This is a genomic window from Pectobacterium parvum (assembly GCF_020971565.1).
Taxonomy (GTDB): domain Bacteria; phylum Pseudomonadota; class Gammaproteobacteria; order Enterobacterales; family Enterobacteriaceae; genus Pectobacterium; species Pectobacterium polare.
In genome coordinates, this window is the sequence record NZ_CP087392.1 from 2,124,588 (window position 1) to 2,140,140 (window position 15,553).

The following is a 15,553-nucleotide window of genomic DNA, read 5'->3' on the forward strand; positions in this document are numbered from 1 at the left end:
AGTGAATCAATTAACAATAACATCCCTTTTGCCAACTAATAACGCTTATTTAAATAACAAGGCCGTTATTAGAAGCTGTATTGCACACCAACACGGAAACGAGTCTGACGGCGATCTGTTTTTCCATCCTCAGCTACGTTACCTACAGCCGTATATGGTTTCCAGTTTTTATCCCATTTATAAGAAAGTTTTACGTCGTGATCGAAATTATCATTATCGTTGTCGTAGAGTGTTTTTCCAGCTTTAGTTGCTTTTTTATAATCTAACTCATAATCAACTTGAAAATCTTTCAGGAATTTATAACTTAATACAGTTGTTAAATTGTAACCTTTTTCAACGGAAGGGTCACTGTTTGCTTTTCCAATATTAAGTCCACTGTTTCTTAAATAGTATGGGCGATAGCGGAAAGAAACAGAAAAATCATCAGTAACTGCCGCACGCCCACGCAAATAAGGACGGTAGTTGTTAGAAGTAGAACTTGAATCTAAAGAGAAACCAGGTTCAATTTGGAAGGTTTTGTTAATTTTATACACATAGCTGGCAACCACTTCTGTACCATTGCTGACGGTTTCATTAAATGGTTTATTCGGCGTGTTGTCGTTATTTGCCTGACGCCATTTTGCTTCGGCAGAAAGGCCAAAGCCGTTATCAAAACGGTGTGATATTGACAAACGATCGCGATGATCATTTTTTGGTGTGTCTTTCATTTCATGACGATAATCAATTGTCACCGCCATTGCATTCACACTAATTAATGACGTAACAGCCAGAGCTAATAATTTAAATTTCATTGTTATATTCCCTATTGGTTAGGATGATGCTTAATACTTTATTTCGAAAGACGCATTATGCTTTTTGGGACAAGTTCTATTTTATTTATTATTAAACCACGTTCTGTGATCGAGATCGTCTTGAGTAAAAAAAAGTAAAATAGGGTTTCAAATTGTGAAGGAGATCGAGTTGAATATAGCGGTTGTTTTAATTTAAATGAAAAATCCCTGCCGTCAGTACGGCAGGGATGAATTACAGGGTAAATCGGGTATTACATTATTTCATTGCACGTTTCAGAATACGTTCTGATTGACGCTGGAAGTATTTCGCCGCGTCTTCTACAGATTTCTGACCATAATCGATAGACTGGATGGTATCACCAAACAGAGAAACGATTTGCGGATCGTCGAAATAAGGAGAGACAGATACTTCATGCGGCAGAGCCAGCGCCAGCTTCAACCCGGCAACAGCTGGTGCATCATCTTTGATGACGCCATCCGCAGTCAGCTGAGCCACAGCGGCTTTACTCAACGGCACACCACGTTCCAGACCCAGAGCCTGAGCACCTTCTTTGCTGTTCAGCAGGAAGTTGATCAACTGAGCAGACTCTTTAGGATACTTAGTCGATTTACCGATAGACAGCATCTGTGCAGGTTTGAAGAACAAGCCGGCATCTTTCGCACCAGGCAGCATCGGATAGTTACCCAATGCCAGTTTTGCCGGTGGTTGCAGGTTGTCAGAGTACTTAGTAATAGTGGAGTTCCACATGTAAGTACCAGACCATTCGCCATTGATCCATGGCTTCATCTCATACATGTTGCTCTTGCCGAAAGAGGCATAGTACTTCGCATCAGGCATGACATGGCTGTCGATCAATTTCTTATACATGCCAAAGAACTCAACCCATTGCGCATCGCTGTAGGCGAACTTCTGAGCTTTTACATCAATTGCTGAAATGTTGTACTTCTGAACCATGTAAGAGTTCAGCAATGCCAGAGAATCCTGATGTTCCAATACGATAGGATAGTATTGGTCGCCCAGTTTTTCTTTGAACACTTTACCGGCGTTCAGCAGCTCGTCCCACGTTTTTGGATATTCCAGTCCCGCTTTTTGCCAGCTTTCAGTGTTGAAGTAGAACACGCGAGCCGTAACGGAAATTGGAATACCGTTCAGTTTCCCATCGACCGTGGTACTTTGCAGCTCTTTTGGATCGAACTGTGCCAGATCCAGCGTATCTTTCACTTTGTTCAGGTCATAAAAACCAGTGCCGTTTTTAGAGAAAATCGGCAGCCAGTTCCAGTTAGTCTGCATCACATCTGGCTCGGTGTTACCGGCAATCTGTGTTGTCAGACGAGACAGGTGACCATCCCAGCCGGTGTATTCCGCTTTCACGGTGATGTTTGGATGCTGTTTATGGAACTCTTCAATCGCTTTGAGCGTCTGTTGGTGACGGCTGTTGCCGCCCCACCAGGACATTCTCAATTCAACATTATCAGCGGCTAAAGACGGCATTGCCACTAACGCCAGAGATGAAACTATTAACGTGTGTAGGATCGCTTTTTTCATCGGTTACTACTCCTGTTAAAGAGAGATATTTTTTTCTGTTTTTGCATCAAAAATATGGCATTTTTCCATGTCGAACTGGAAATACACCGGACGATGCAGGCCCTTCTCAATAATCAGCCGACCTTCGTCATAAGGAATGCGGCTGGTTAATTCAAAGCCATCGACTTTAATGTACATAAAGAATTCGTGACCCATGTTTTCTACGCGAACCAGCTCACCCTGTGAGTGGCTGCCTTCAAATGGCGTATCTGACACGGAAACATAATCTGGGCGAACGCCGAAGAATACGTCTTGTCCTACATAGCTGCGGACTTTGTCTTGCTTCGCGCTGTTTAACACCAGCGCGTTATTACCCACTACAACGCCAATCTGACCGTCTTTCTCGACCAGTTTACACGGCTTAATGTTCATTTCTGGTGAGCCAATGAAGCCAGCAACGAACATGTTGACAGGGAAGTGGTACAGGTTATCCGGCGTATCGACCTGCATGATGTGACCGAGTTTCATGACGCAGATACGGTCGCCCATGGTCATTGCTTCAGTCTGATCGTGGGTAACATAGACCGTTGTTGCTGCTTTACCGCTTTTCTTCAACTGCTTATGCAGGTCAGAAATACGGATACGCATCGAAGCACGTAGTTTCGCATCCAGGTTAGACAATGGTTCGTCAAACAGGAACACATCTGGCTTTTTAACGATGGCGCGGCCTACGGCCACACGCTGTGCCTGACCACCAGACAGCTGGCGCGGCAGACGATCCATCAGGTCTTCCAACTCCAGAATTTTGGACGCTTCAGCGACCTGCGCTTCAATTTGCTCTTTAGGCAGTTTGCTCAGCTTCAGACCAAATGCTAGATTCTCTTTTACCGTCATGTGAGGGTAGAGGGCGTAGTTCTGGAACACCATGGCAATCCCACGCTCTTTTGGCGCCAGATTGTTAACAACGCGCTCGCCGATACGGACTTCACCGCCGCTGATGGTTTCCAGACCCGCCAGCATACGCAGCGTAGTGGATTTCGCACAGCCAGACGGGCCGACGATAACCATGAATTCACCATCTTTAATGGTCAGGTCGATACCGTGAACCGCTTTGAAACCGTTGGTGTATACTTTTTCCAACTTTTTGAAAATAACTTCAGCCATGATAAATCCTCTATTAACCTTTAATTCCGCTGCTGGTCACGCCTTGTACGAAGTAACGCTGTGCCAGGAAGAAAACAATAATGGATGGCAGAATGGAGATGCTGGACATGGCCAGGATTTCATTCCACGGAGCGCCTTCAGTAACGTCGATAGACATTTTCAGCGCCAGCGCAATCGGATATTTATCCACGCTATAGACATAAATCAGCGGACCGATGAAGTCGTTCATTGACCACATGAACTGGAACAGCGCAACAGAGATGATGGCTGGTTTCAGAATCGGCACGACCACATACCACAGCACCTGGAAGGAGTTACAGCCATCGATCTGGGCAGCTTCTTCCATATCACGTGGTACACCGCGCAGGAACTGGATCAGCATGAATACAAAGAACCCTTGTGTTGCAAACGCCAGCGGCAAATACAGTGGTAGATAGCTGTTCAGCATGCCCATTTCACGGAACATGAGGTACTGCGGAATCAACAGTACGGTGCTTGGCAACAGCATGGTGGTAATCAGCGTGGCAAACCAGAAGTTCTTCCACGGAATGTCAAAGCGAGCGAAGCCATAAGCCACAATCACCGAGGAAATGACGGTCAGAACCACTTTCGGAATCACATACTGGAAAGTGTTAATCATGTAGTGACCGAAGTTATATTCCGTACCGGTTTTCCAACCGTTAACGAAACCGTCCCAAGTGGCGTGTTCTGGCCACAGGCCCAGTGTCGTGAAGATCTCGTGGTTCGGTTTGAACGACGCTGAGAACATCCACGCTAGTGGGTAAAGCATCAGCAAGCCAACGAACAGCAGAACCACGTAACGGATGGTGGCACTGAGTTTCTCTTTACGCAGCGTACGGCGTACTTCTGCAGCGGCAATTTCTTGTGCTGTAGTCAGGTTTGAATGCATGTCAGCCATTTTTTCCTCCTTTATCAGCGGAGTAGAACACCCAGTATTTCGACGACTTAAAGGAGATAGACGCAAATACCGCAACAACCAGGAACAGAACCCATGCCAAGGCAGCACCGTAGCCCATATCGAAATACTTGAACGCCGTATCATAGATATAGAGTGAGAACAGGTAGGTATAGTGCGTTGGACCACCGCCAGTGATGACGTAAGGGGCCGTAAACTCCTGGAATGCCTGAGTGGTCTGCATGATAAAGTTAAAGAAAATAACCGGTGTAATCAGCGGTACCGTTACTTTCAGGAACATTTGCCATTTGGATGCACCGTCGATCATGGCGGCTTCATACTGTGATTGCGGAACGTTCTGCAATGCAGCCAGGAAGATAACCATGGCGGAACCAAACTGCCATACGCGCAGCAGGGTTACCGACATCAGTGCCAGCGACGGTTCGCCCAGCCAGTTGATGGCGTCAAAGCCAAATACGCCGAGGAAGCTGTTCAGCAAGCCATCGATGGCGAACAGAGCACGCCACAGAACGGCGATTGCCACGCTGCTACCCAGAATAGAAGGCACATAGTAAGCAGTACGGAAGAAACCGATACCACGTAATTTGAAATTAAGGACAAACGCAATTAACAGTGCGAAGATTAATTTCAATGGAATGGTCAGAAATACATAGGCAAAGGTGACGCCCATTGATTTCCAAAAGAGATCATCCTCCATGAACATACGGTGATAGTTCTCAAGACCCGTAAATTCAGGCGGATTTATCAAATCATACTCAGTAAAACTGAGGATAAATGACGAAACAAAGGGGAAAGCGGTAAAAACTATCAGCCCTATAATATAGGGGGAGATATAGGCTAACCCCAGCATTCTGTTTTCATTCATAATGCTTACCTATTGATTAATTGTGAACCATTAAAAAAACATAAAATTAAGCTGTTAATAACTCTGGATAAATTAATTCCACGTCATAAACAATTCTATTTTCCCCGTTAACGTGAAAATCACCGTGAACATATCCACCTTGTGTCAGATACGGCGGGATATCGTTTAATTTGTTGCGACAAGCGGCAACGAAAGTCAGTAAAGCCAGCGGATAGCTATCATCCAGACGAACATAACGATGCTGTGCGGAGCGAACGAACAAACCACGATGGAAGTGTTGTTCAAACAAAACGCCAGCCAACTGCGCGGCGTAATGTGCCCAGGATTCTGATTGTTTGTGATCGGCCAGTTCAATGACGGTCAACAAGAGTAACGGGCTGGCGATGTGCTGAATGTCTTCTTTGTTCAGCCGCGTTAGCATGGTGTTAACCAGAGCGTACAGGTCCTCATCGCCACTCAGACGATAAGCACGAACCAGCGGTAATAAATAATCACCTTCTAATGCAAACGGTTTTAATTCCGTACCCGCTTTGCCGTAATAGCCATCGCGTTTAAAACGGTAGCCTGTCATGTCCTGGCCGTTGTTCCACATCGGGCGCAATGTATTGCTGGTGACATCGTAGGCGTACTGATAGTAATTTTTTAACCCTGAAATAACCCAGTCCAGCATTTCTGCATCAGGCTGTGTGCGGAGAATATCCAGCATTGCCAGTGGGTTATCAATCAGCAGTGGGCGCATATCACGGAACAGCACATTGGCTTCACGCGCGATTTCACCGAACTCTGGGCCAAACTGGCGTTGGGCGCGATCGCCAAACCAGGACTGCGTCTGGTTGTCGTCTTCCGGCACCGGCTGGCGCTGCTGTGGTGAGCTGAACTGATACACAGGCATTCCGGTTTCTGGGTTACGAGCCAGAACGTATTGGCGATAAAGGTGCTTACCCCATGCGGCTGCTTGGCTATCGCCCGTGTATTCTGCGTATTTGAACGCGGCGTAAATCAGATCTGTACCCGCATTAACAAAGGTCAGTCCTTTCGTTAATGGTAGAACAGGCCACTGTGCCGGATCGACAACATCATGGCGTGCATGCTGGAAAACATCAGGATTGCGTTTTTTGCTGTAATCCCCATGGCGACCTAGATCCAGTGAATCCCAGTCTTCAACGTGCGCGTTCCAGAACCCCTGAAAGAAGTTCAGTGTCTTTTTCGCATTAACACGATGCAGCAGCGCGTAATAAGGCAGGTGGTGCTTTAATTCATGCACCTGAGCTTTGGATTCTGGCCCTTCGCCTTCCAGCGTATCGAGATTAATAAAACGGTGACCACCCCAGTAGAACAGGCCACTATTATCATCAACGAAATGATCCAGAAAATATTCGCTCTGTGCGATAGCCTGCTGCTGGTAATTATCATTACCCGTAATCACGCTCATCGCGCATAGCGTTCTCAACCAATTTTGCTGGCTGGCAAAATTAGAAATAGGTGCGGTGTGCCCATCTGGGAATTGCCACACTACAGGTGCATAATTTTTCACATCAAAGCCGTCGGCCAATAATAACGTTGGCTTAGTTTGACTGCGGCCTTTATCCTGAACGCAGGTAATGTGGCTATCAAGTGCAGCAACCCATTCGTCGAGCTGCGATTTCCTGCTGGTGTATAAGCTTTCAAAAATACTCATGGAGTACCTTCTTATGGAACCGTGTGAACAGTTCCTTATAAATAGAAACACTGTTTTGATTGATTATATTGCGCTATTAACCTTGTCGTCATGCACGCAATATCGAAAGTGTGATCAAAGTCGGAACGTTGTTTTGATTTTTTTTAAGAAAGGATTTTGGCAGGAGAAAGAATCATGAAAAACGAAATAACAACTTGAAAAACAAATAAAAAGCACAACCGAAATTGTGCTTTTTATCGTAGGTTGGCGAAATGCCGCTAAGAAAAATTTCCCTTAGCGAGCCAGCCAGCCACCATCAACGGCAATCGTGTAACCATTGATGTAGTCAGATGCGCTGGATGCCAGGAAGACGGACGGGCCCATCAGGTCCTGTGGCAAGCCCCAACGGCCAGCTGGGATACGATCCAGAATTTCTTTGCTGCGTTCTTCATCGGCGCGCAGTTGCTGGGTATTGTTGGTAGCCATATATCCAGGTGCAATTGCGTTGACATTAATACCGTGTTTTGCCCACTCGTTCGCCATCAGACGGGTTACACCCATAACGGCGCTTTTTGATGCGGTATAAGAAGGAACGCGGATACCACCCTGGAAGGACAGCATAGAAGCGATGTTGATGATCTTACCGCCTTTACCTTGCTTGATGAACTGGCGAGCAACGGTCTGAGACATAAAGAAAACGCTCTTAATGTTCAGGTTCATTACGTCGTCCCAGTTTTTCTCGCTGAAATCGATCGCATCTTCACGACGGATGATACCGGCGTTGTTGACCAGAATGTCAACGTGACCAAATTCAGCAACGGCTTTTTCTACCAATTCGGCATGACCAGCGACATTGCTCATGTCGGCAGTCAGGCTGAGGAAACGGCGTCCCAGAGCGGTGACTTTCTCGATAGTGTCTTTCGGTTCAACGATGTTGACGCCGACGATATCACAGCCTGCTTGTGCCAGGCCGATAGCCATACCCTGACCCAAACCCGTATCACAACCCGTGATCAGAGCAACTTTACCTTGCAAATCAAAAGAATTTAAAATCATATCTGTAATCTCTCTATAAGCGACAATACATAGTCGTTAGCTGTTACTGTAGGGAACACCGGTAATTCCGGTTGAAAGCGATTAACGTAACTCGCTAACCTTGACGTGATCCATGTCACCGAAAACGTGATTCTCGCCAACCATGCCCCAGATAAAGGTGTAGCGTCTGGTGCTAACACCGGAATGAATCGACCAGATCGATGAAATCACCGCCCGCTCGTTTTTTATTACGCTATGACGGGTTCCTGCTGCTGACCCACCATGTGGAAAACTGCCGTTTCATTACTGACTGTTTCGGGTGAAAGCGCCGGGCGAAACAGATGATGTTGCGTGGCAGTGACAACGTCACCTGTTCCTCAACCTGCCCGGTTCTTTCTTGTTATGCGGGATGATAGTTTGGATGGGATGTGAATTCAATAAAAATGAAATAATGTTTTATTTATTTCTTGAGGGCCGTCATGGTTTTGCTTATTTTATGTTTCTTCTGGTACTGATGTGGCTAAAATGTCGCAATCCATAGTCATACCCTTGTTGTCGGTCGTACACGGTTTGTTGACGCAATAAAAGGTATGGGCAATAAAAGCGTTAGAGGAGAGATGATGATGAGAAGATACTTTATTGATGATGAAACGCCATGGGAAGAGTTGGGCGGTGGCATTAAACGTAAAATCATGACCTGGAGCGATGAGCTGATGATGGTTTACGTGCACTTTGATAAAGGTGCGATTGGTACGCCACACTTCCATGAGATTCACGATCAGATTGCTTATGTTGCCGCTGGCAGCTTTGAAGTCGTGATCGAAGGTGAGAAACGTATCCTGAAAACCGGCGACGCCTATCTGGCGGTGAAAAACGAGATGCATGGCGTGGTCTCGCTGGAAGACGGCAGCGTTCTGATCGATGCTTTTTCGCCTAAGCGAGCTGATTTCCTGTAATGCTTCAAAGCGTGGTCAGCCAATAGACTGACCACGCTTTCGTCATATCCCGCAAGGTCTGTTTTTCTATTCCTTTCCTTCTTTATTCCTAATTCCTACACCCAAATTTCTAGACTACGTGTTTAGCGGCAAGCTGATTCAGAGAATCCAGCTTATAATCGGCCAGCGCCCAGCGTGCGTCATCGCGAAACTCAGCCTGTGGAATAACGATTGAACGCATGCGTGCCGCCTTGGTTGCGATCATGCCGTTCACCGAATCTTCCAGCGTCACACATTGTGTCGGAGGAACGCCGAGTCCGTTTGCTGCATTCAAATACACTTCTGGATGAGGCTTGCTATACGGCAGCGTCTCGGCTGACATTAAGACATCAAAGTCGTGTTCCAGATTAAACATTCGCAGCACCTGCTGCTGCATGTGAAGCGGCGAAGCGGAAGCCAGCCCGATTTTGAGATTCTGTTTACGACACAGTTGCAACGCGTGTTCGACGCCGGGCAGGAGGGGACGCTGTTCGGCAACGAGCTCAATGGCGCGATCGATAATACGGCGGACAACCTCGTCCCGGCTTGGTGTCGCCCAGGGGGAATGCTGATACCAGAGTTCAACCACCATATCGATGCGTAAACCCAGAGTATCTTTCATGGATTCTCGTCGTGAAATATCGACGCCAAGCGAGGCGATAACCTCCAGTTCAGCTTTGTCCCACAACGGTTCTGAATCAATCAGCAGCCCATCCATATCGAAAATCGCCGCTCGTATAGAAGAATCAAAGGACATACCACTGGCTCCGTCAGCAAAGGAAAAGAAAATTTACTGGTAAACTATACCCTAAATAAGTCGAGTTGCAGGGCGCTACGCGAGCATTTTGAACAATGCGAAGCGCTGGACCAGTAGGGAGAGGCACTTGGAAGGGCTGAGTGACAGCCAACGTACACGTAGCGTGATGTATGACGGGGTAAACCGCTATTGTGGCCGATCAGGCGGTGCGGGAGATAAAGTGTTGACTGCGCGTAAAGTTACAGTAGGCTACCCGTCGTACTAAAACGATACATTACCGATGTTGCGTCGCTAAGAAGGGGTTCTCATGACGTATCAACAGGCTGGCCGTATTGCCGTCGTTAAACGCATTGCCGGATGGATCTTTTTTATTCCCGCGCTGCTTTCAACCTTCGTCTCGCTAGCTAATTATCTCTACGCTTATACCCAGAAAAAACAGGGTATTGATGCTGTTCTTCTGGATTTTGTGCACCTGATGGTCGACATGGTGCGCTTTAATACGCCTTTCCTGAACATTTTTTGGTACAACTCGCCAGTACCGGATTTCACGCGTTTTTTTAGTGGGGCGACGCTGATGTTTTGGCTGATTTACATCCTGATTTTTATTGGCCTAGCTTTGCAAGTTTCGGGTGCCCGGATGTCGCGTCAAGCGAAGACCATTAAGGAAGGCATTGAAGATCAACTGATTCTGGAAAAAATGAAAGGTGATGGCGGGAATACGCGTGAGACACTGGAATCACGTGTTACTGTTCCTGGACACTCGATTTTTGTGCAATTCTTTCCGCTTTATATCCTGCCAGTGATTATCGCGGGTATTGGCTACCTGGTGTTACGTTTACTCGGGTTGCCAGTCTGATTGACGGTCTGGCGCAACGATTGCGCCAGACGCTGTATTCTTCTCATTTTTTAGATCAAGCCCTCATCTAAGTGCCACCGTCTCGCCTTAGATCAACAGCTGCTGCTCAATGAGCTGTTGTGCCTCAACAATATGTTTACCACCGAAAAGATTGGCCCGGTTAAGCAGATAATAAATCTGGTAAATGGGCTGGCGATCGATAAAGCCTTTATCCAGCGGCCACACGCTCTGGTAACCATCATAAATCTGTGGGGGCAGGGCCGGATAGCGTGGTAGCATCGCTAAATCACATTCTCTGTCTCCCCAATAGCAGGCCGGATCGAACAGATAAGCGCCATCCTGACTATTCGCACAATTATCTGGCCATAGGTCACCATGCAAGAGCGACGGCTGAGGCTGATGTCCTGCCAGACGTTCCTCAACGCGTGCGATCAGCGTTTCAATGTGGCCAAAGTGCATCCCTTTTTCTGCCGCCAGCTGTAATTGCCAGCCAATACGCTGTTCGGCAAAAAAGGTCGCCCAGCGCCGCTGCCAGCTGTTTGGCTGCGGCGTTGTTGAGAGGTCGTTATCGAAATCCAGCCCAAATTGCGGCTGGTCGCTCCATTGATGCAGGCGTGCTAACTGTTCACCCAGGCACCAGGCGCTGTGCGCATCCAACGGTTTGACGGGAAGATATTGCAGAAGCAGGAAACTGTTATCGCGTGAGCTACCGACACCATAGACGATGGGTACACGCACCGTATTACTGCGGCTCAGCAAATGAAGTTGATCGGCTTCAGCCGTGAATTTAGCCAGCATCTCACGACTATCGCATTTTACGAAGACGTCATGCTCACCGTAGCGGACGTACCAGGCGGGATGTATTTCACCGCCGGATAATTCTCGACGCTCCTGAATATCCGCAGCACCGTGATGTTCTTCCAAAAGTCGGCTGATAGCTTGCCACATAAGGTCATCCTCCCGTTGATGTTGCCAGATACCCTGCTGTTCACTGAGGTGATTTGTTTACGGTAACCCATTGAGCGCAATAAAAATGGAATCTATACCTCAAATAATTCGAGTTGCAGGAAGGCGGCAAGAGAATGAATCCCGATGAGCTTACTCATGTAAGTGATTCGGGTGAGTGAACGCAGCCAACGCACATGCAGCTTGAAGTATTACAGGTATATAGCACAGTGATAACCGATAGGCGGTGATAGCGAGAAACAAGTATAGCCGGAATTAAAAATAGCGGGGTTAGGATGACGCTCAATCTGCTGGATGAAGATATGACATCGCAGATTAATGACGTAACCGGCGTTTTTTCCGGTTACGTCATGCAAAGAGGCCTTTGAATCGAGGGAATTACAGTGTGTCGGTGACAACCTGAGAGGTTGCCTGACGACGCTGTTTAAACTGGTGGTAGGTCAGTGCTAGCGTAAAGAACAGTGCCTGAACGATGACGATGCAAGGGCCTGTGGCACCATCGATGTAGAAACTGATCAGGGTGCCAGCAATGCAGGAAATGACGGAAACCAGCGTGGCAACGAGAACCATCCGTTCGAAGCGCTTACAGACCATGAAGGCAATAATGCCCGGAGCAATCAGCATCGCGATCACCAGAATAACGCCGACGGCTTGTAATGACGCAACAATCGTCATCGCCAGCAGACTCAGTAATCCGTAGTGCAGCAGCTTAACGGGCAGGCCGATAACGCGGGCATGGTTGGGATCGAAGCAGTACAGCATGAAATCTCGCCGCTTCAATAAAATGATGACTAGCGTCACTCCGGCAATCAGTAAGATTTGCGTCAGCTCTTGCTGAGTGATGCCCAGCACGTTACCAAACAGAATATGGTTCAGGTGCTGATCGGTATCGATGCGCGCAAACATCACGAGCCCCAACGCAAACATGCCGGAAAAAATGATCCCCATTACCGTGTCTTCTTTTACCCGGCTGTGTTCTTTCACGTATCCCGTTGCTACCGCACAAAAAATACCGGAAACGAAAGCGCCGATAACCAGCGGGATCCCCAGTAAGAACGCAACAACGATGCCGGGCAGCACGGCATGGGAAATGGCATCACCCATTAACGACCAGCCTTTCAGCACCAGATAGCACGACAGCACGGCGCAGACCGTACCGGTGACGACGGCGGCGAGTAGCGCACGCTGCATGAACGGGTAGGTCAGGGGATCGATGAGCCAGCTAATAAGCGTCATAATGCATCTCCTGATTGATCGCGTAACCGTAGGCGGCGCGAGGCCAGCAACCCATGCTTAGGTGCAAAGACAAACGCCAACAGGAAGACGACGGTTTGCAACGTGACAATCACGCCGCCGGTTGCACCATCAAGGAAGAAGCTCAGATACGCCCCGACCGCGCTGGTGATCGCGCCCAGTGCAATAGCAATCACAACCAGACGACCAAACCGATCGGTGAGCAGGTAAGCCGTGGCACCCGGTGTAATCACCATCGCAATGACCAAAATTGCGCCGACAGTTTGCAGCGCCGCGACCGTACAGGCACTCAGCAGCGTAAAGAACAGAATTTTCAGCTTCAGCGGGGAAAGACCGATCGAGCGGGCATGGTTCTCATCAAAGAACACGGCCAGCAGATCCTTCCACAGCAGGCAGAGAATCATGAACGTCACGCCGATGATGATTTCAACTTGCAGGACATCTTCGTCGGCGATGCCCAAAATATTGCCGAAAATGATGGATTGCACGTTAACCGATGTCGGGTTGAGCGAAATAATCAGCAGGCCAACAGCGAAAAACGTTGAGAAAATAAAGCCGATAATCGCATCTTCGCGCAATCGGGTAATGTGACGGATGAGGGTCATTGCCAGTGCGGCGAGCATGCCGGTAAAAAAGGCACCCGCCGCGTAGGGCAGGCCCAGAGCATAGGCTCCTGCAACACCGGGGACGACAGAGTGGGAGAGCGCATCGCCCATCAACGACCAGCCTTTCAGCATCAGGTACGCCGAAAGAAAAGCACACACGCCGCCGACAATCGCGCTGACCCAGATCGCCTTGACCATGTAGTTATAGCTGAATGGCTGCAACAGGATATCGATCATCAGGGCTTTTTCTCCTCCGGTATCACGCGTGACGCAGGAGGATCGCTCTTGGTCGACCCATAGAACACGGCCGGACGCTCATCGTCGGTCAACACCGTCACCGAACGGACATCATCATCATCGTGAAGATGAGATCCCCCGAGGTTGATGTGTCGCAGAACACCGCCGAATGTTTTCTCCAAGTTGCTTTGGGTAAAGGTACTGTGCGTCGGTCCTGCGGCTAAAACGGTGCGATTGACCAAGATAACGTTGTCACAAAACTCAGGAACGCTACCGAGGTTATGGGTTGCCACCAGAATCAAATGCCCTTCATCACGCAAGGTGCGAAGCAGGTCGATAATGGCGTTCTCTGTCTTGACGTCTACGCCAGTAAAAGGCTCATCCAGCAGCAACACGCTGCCTTGTTGAGCCAGCGCCCGCGCCAGAAAGACGCGCTTTTTCTGGCCGCCGGACAGTTCACCAATCTGGCGATGTTGCAGCGTCGATAGCCCGACGCGCTCCAGCGATTCCGCCACAATAGCGCGGTCTTGTTTGCTGGGAATGCGTAGGAAATTCATCCTCCCGTAGCGCCCCATCATGACCACGTCGGAAACCAAAACGGGGAAATTCCAATCCACGTCTTCCGTTTGTGGAACATAGGCAACCAGATTCTGTTTCAGCGCCTGGTAGATCGGTTGCTGGTTGAGCAGTACCTGCCCTGAGGTTGGTTTAACCAACCCCATGATGCTTTTGAACAACGTCGACTTTCCGCTGCCGTTGATGCCAACCAAGGCGCAAATCGTTCCACCGGTCAGGGAAAAAGAAGCATGGCGAATAGCCTGATGCCCGTTGCCGTAAGTAACCGAAACATCATTGACGTCTAATGACTGTACTGCTCGATCACTACTCATTGATTAAATCCTTTAGCGATGGTCTCCACCGTCACTTGTAACAGGTCGATATAGGTCGGCACAGGGCCTTTCTCTGTAGACAGCGAATCAACATACAGCACGCCGCCATATTTCGCCCCGGTTTCTTTACTGACCTGCTTTGCTGGCTTATCGGAAATAGTACTTTCGCTGAATACGACAGGGATAGCCTTCTCTCGCACGGTATCAATAACCCGACGTACCTGCTGCGGCGAACCTTGTTCGTCAGCATTGATTGGCCAGAGATAGACTTCATTGAACTGATAATCCTTCGCCAGATAGCTGAATGCGCCCTCACTGGTGACTAACCAGCGTTGTTGCTCTGGGATACGGGAGAGACGTTCACGCAGCGGCGCGTCGAGAGCCTTGATTTTTTCCACATAGGCTTTGGCGTTACGGTTATACGTCTCTGCATTGGTGGGATCGGCTTGCACCAGACCTTTGCGGATATTTTCAATATAGATTAATGCATTGGAAGGGGACATCCAGGCATGCGGGTTTGGGTTGCCATTATAGGCACCTTCGCGGATAGGAAGCGGCGTGATGCCTTCCGTCACCACAACGGCCGGCACATCTTTCACGTTCTCGAAAAAGCGCGTAAACCAACGTTCGAGATTCATGCCGTTCCACAGCACCAACTGTGCGGACTGTGTTTTAACAATATCACGCGGTGTCGGTTGATAATCATGAATCTCCGCGCCGGGTTTGGTGATGGACTCAACCGTTGCGGCATCGCCTGCAATATTCTGTGCGATATCCTGAATGATGGTAAAGGTCGTGATGACTTTAAGCTTTTCAGCCGCCTGAACAGAGGTGCTGGCTAAAAGCAGTAAAGCGCACGGCAGCGCGATGCGACGGAATAGGGCAGGTAGATGAGCGTGAAAACCGATCATGCGGATATCCTTACAAACCGTGAAAGTGTTATTTGAGAATAATTATCAATATCATTTAAGTCAAGGGGCAGAAAAGGTCGGGGAGTGAATATTAGAAGGTGTCTCATGACACAAGGAATCACTGTTCGC

General features: G+C 48.4%; 15 protein-coding genes and 1 pseudogene. 2 read left to right on the forward strand and 14 right to left on the reverse strand.

Features of this window, described 5'->3' with window-relative positions; all coding sequences use genetic code 11:
• Window positions 1–68: 68 nt before the first annotated feature.
• The 8 genes and pseudogenes from LOZ86_RS09610 to LOZ86_RS09645 form a co-directional block, all read right to left on the reverse strand.
• Window positions 69–791, reverse strand: coding sequence for an oligogalacturonate-specific porin KdgM family protein (locus tag LOZ86_RS09610; RefSeq protein ID WP_039512603.1), 723 nt, complete (start codon window positions 789–791; stop codon window positions 69–71).
• Window positions 792–1,047: 256 nt separating this feature from the next.
• Entirely contained in the window at window positions 1,048–2,337 is a 1,290-nt protein-coding gene (locus LOZ86_RS09615; RefSeq protein WP_039512602.1) for an ABC transporter substrate-binding protein, read from the reverse strand.
• Between the two features lie 15 nt (window positions 2,338–2,352).
• Window positions 2,353–3,480 carry an ABC transporter ATP-binding protein gene (locus LOZ86_RS09620; RefSeq protein WP_039480550.1) on the reverse strand — a complete coding sequence of 376 codons (1,128 nt, stop codon included), beginning with the start codon at window positions 3,478–3,480 and terminating at the stop codon, window positions 2,353–2,355.
• Between the two features lie 13 nt (window positions 3,481–3,493).
• Window positions 3,494–4,399, reverse strand: a complete 906-nt coding sequence (locus LOZ86_RS09625; RefSeq protein WP_039480553.1) for a carbohydrate ABC transporter permease — start codon at window positions 4,397–4,399, stop codon at window positions 3,494–3,496.
• The gene (locus LOZ86_RS09630) at window positions 4,392–5,282 is read right to left on the reverse strand and encodes a carbohydrate ABC transporter permease (RefSeq protein ID WP_039286676.1); all 891 of its coding nucleotides are present in this window, start codon (window positions 5,280–5,282) and stop codon (window positions 4,392–4,394) included. The genes LOZ86_RS09625 and LOZ86_RS09630 overlap by 8 nt, the downstream gene beginning before the upstream one ends.
• A 46-nt stretch (window positions 5,283–5,328) precedes the next feature.
• Window positions 5,329–6,960 (reverse strand): pectate disaccharide-lyase PelW, encoded by a 1,632-nt coding sequence (pelW, locus tag LOZ86_RS09635; protein WP_161547072.1) that lies wholly within the window; start codon window positions 6,958–6,960, stop codon window positions 5,329–5,331.
• Window positions 6,961–7,233: 273 nt separating this feature from the next.
• Complete coding sequence (kduD, locus tag LOZ86_RS09640) at window positions 7,234–7,995, reverse strand: 2-dehydro-3-deoxy-D-gluconate 5-dehydrogenase KduD (RefSeq protein WP_039480559.1); 762 nt, start codon at window positions 7,993–7,995, stop codon at window positions 7,234–7,236.
• A gap of 81 nt (window positions 7,996–8,076) precedes the next feature.
• Window positions 8,077–8,285, reverse strand: a pseudogene (locus LOZ86_RS09645) (5-dehydro-4-deoxy-D-glucuronate isomerase); the annotation flags it as partial.
• 312 nt (window positions 8,286–8,597) lie between these two features.
• Here LOZ86_RS09645 and LOZ86_RS09650 point away from each other — a divergent pair.
• Window positions 8,598–8,930, forward strand: coding sequence for a cupin domain-containing protein (locus tag LOZ86_RS09650; RefSeq protein WP_010275594.1), 333 nt, complete (start codon window positions 8,598–8,600; stop codon window positions 8,928–8,930).
• Window positions 8,931–9,039: 109 nt separating this feature from the next.
• Here the strand turns inward: LOZ86_RS09650 and hxpB are convergent, their stop codons facing one another.
• The gene (gene hxpB, locus LOZ86_RS09655) at window positions 9,040–9,705 is read right to left on the reverse strand and encodes a hexitol phosphatase HxpB (protein WP_039480560.1); all 666 of its coding nucleotides are present in this window, start codon (window positions 9,703–9,705) and stop codon (window positions 9,040–9,042) included.
• A gap of 307 nt (window positions 9,706–10,012) precedes the next feature.
• Here hxpB and LOZ86_RS09660 point away from each other — a divergent pair, with 307 nt between their 5' ends.
• Window positions 10,013–10,561 (forward strand): YniB family protein, encoded by a 549-nt coding sequence (locus LOZ86_RS09660; protein ID WP_039480564.1) that lies wholly within the window; start codon window positions 10,013–10,015, stop codon window positions 10,559–10,561.
• A gap of 87 nt (window positions 10,562–10,648) precedes the next feature.
• Here LOZ86_RS09660 and LOZ86_RS09665 read toward each other — a convergent pair whose 3' ends face one another.
• The 5 genes from LOZ86_RS09665 to LOZ86_RS09685 all read right to left on the reverse strand — a co-directional run bounded on the left by LOZ86_RS09665 (window position 10,649) and on the right by LOZ86_RS09685 (window position 15,424).
• Complete coding sequence (locus LOZ86_RS09665; protein WP_039480567.1) at window positions 10,649–11,509, reverse strand: fructosamine kinase family protein; 861 nt, start codon at window positions 11,507–11,509, stop codon at window positions 10,649–10,651.
• A gap of 396 nt (window positions 11,510–11,905) precedes the next feature.
• A complete protein-coding gene (locus LOZ86_RS09670) occupies window positions 11,906–12,763 on the reverse strand; it encodes a metal ABC transporter permease (RefSeq protein WP_039480570.1) in 858 nt (285 codons plus the stop codon).
• A complete protein-coding gene (locus LOZ86_RS09675; RefSeq protein WP_039480573.1) occupies window positions 12,760–13,623 on the reverse strand; it encodes a metal ABC transporter permease in 864 nt (287 codons plus the stop codon). Before LOZ86_RS09675 ends, LOZ86_RS09670 begins: the two co-directional genes overlap by 4 nt.
• Window positions 13,623–14,513: a manganese/iron ABC transporter ATP-binding protein gene (locus LOZ86_RS09680; protein WP_039512600.1), complete on the reverse strand. Its 891-nt coding sequence runs from the start codon at window positions 14,511–14,513 to the stop codon at window positions 13,623–13,625. Before LOZ86_RS09680 ends, LOZ86_RS09675 begins: the two co-directional genes overlap by 1 nt.
• On the reverse strand, window positions 14,510–15,424 hold the full coding sequence (locus LOZ86_RS09685; RefSeq protein WP_039480578.1) for a metal ABC transporter substrate-binding protein: 915 nt from the start codon (window positions 15,422–15,424) through the stop codon (window positions 14,510–14,512). The genes LOZ86_RS09680 and LOZ86_RS09685 overlap by 4 nt, the downstream gene beginning before the upstream one ends.
• Window positions 15,425–15,553: the final 129 nt, after the last annotated feature.

Excerpts from the sequence above, each read along its gene's own strand:
- LOZ86_RS09665 (WP_039480567.1), bottom strand. The coding sequence starts at position 11,509 with ATGTGGCAAGCTATCAGCCGACTTTTGGAAGAACATCACGGTGCTGCG.
- kduD (WP_039480559.1), bottom strand. The coding sequence starts at position 7,995 with ATGATTTTAAATTCTTTTGATTTGCAAGGTAAAGTTGCTCTGATCACG.
- LOZ86_RS09650 (WP_010275594.1), top strand. The coding sequence starts at position 8,598 with ATGAGAAGATACTTTATTGATGATGAAACGCCATGGGAAGAGTTGGGC.
- LOZ86_RS09680 (WP_039512600.1), bottom strand. The coding sequence starts at position 14,513 with ATGAGTAGTGATCGAGCAGTACAGTCATTAGACGTCAATGATGTTTCG.
- hxpB (WP_039480560.1), bottom strand. The coding sequence starts at position 9,705 with ATGTCCTTTGATTCTTCTATACGAGCGGCGATTTTCGATATGGATGGG.
- pelW (WP_161547072.1), bottom strand. The coding sequence starts at position 6,960 with ATGAGTATTTTTGAAAGCTTATACACCAGCAGGAAATCGCAGCTCGAC.
- LOZ86_RS09675 (WP_039480573.1), bottom strand. The coding sequence starts at position 13,623 with ATGATCGATATCCTGTTGCAGCCATTCAGCTATAACTACATGGTCAAG.
- LOZ86_RS09620 (WP_039480550.1), bottom strand. The coding sequence starts at position 3,480 with ATGGCTGAAGTTATTTTCAAAAAGTTGGAAAAAGTATACACCAACGGT.
- LOZ86_RS09670 (WP_039480570.1), bottom strand. The coding sequence starts at position 12,763 with ATGACGCTTATTAGCTGGCTCATCGATCCCCTGACCTACCCGTTCATG.
- LOZ86_RS09685 (WP_039480578.1), bottom strand. The coding sequence starts at position 15,424 with ATGATCGGTTTTCACGCTCATCTACCTGCCCTATTCCGTCGCATCGCG.
- LOZ86_RS09625 (WP_039480553.1), bottom strand. The coding sequence starts at position 4,399 with ATGGCTGACATGCATTCAAACCTGACTACAGCACAAGAAATTGCCGCT.
- LOZ86_RS09630 (WP_039286676.1), bottom strand. The coding sequence starts at position 5,282 with ATGAATGAAAACAGAATGCTGGGGTTAGCCTATATCTCCCCCTATATT.
- LOZ86_RS09660 (WP_039480564.1), top strand. The coding sequence starts at position 10,013 with ATGACGTATCAACAGGCTGGCCGTATTGCCGTCGTTAAACGCATTGCC.
- LOZ86_RS09615 (WP_039512602.1), bottom strand. The coding sequence starts at position 2,337 with ATGAAAAAAGCGATCCTACACACGTTAATAGTTTCATCTCTGGCGTTA.
- LOZ86_RS09610 (WP_039512603.1), bottom strand. The coding sequence starts at position 791 with ATGAAATTTAAATTATTAGCTCTGGCTGTTACGTCATTAATTAGTGTG.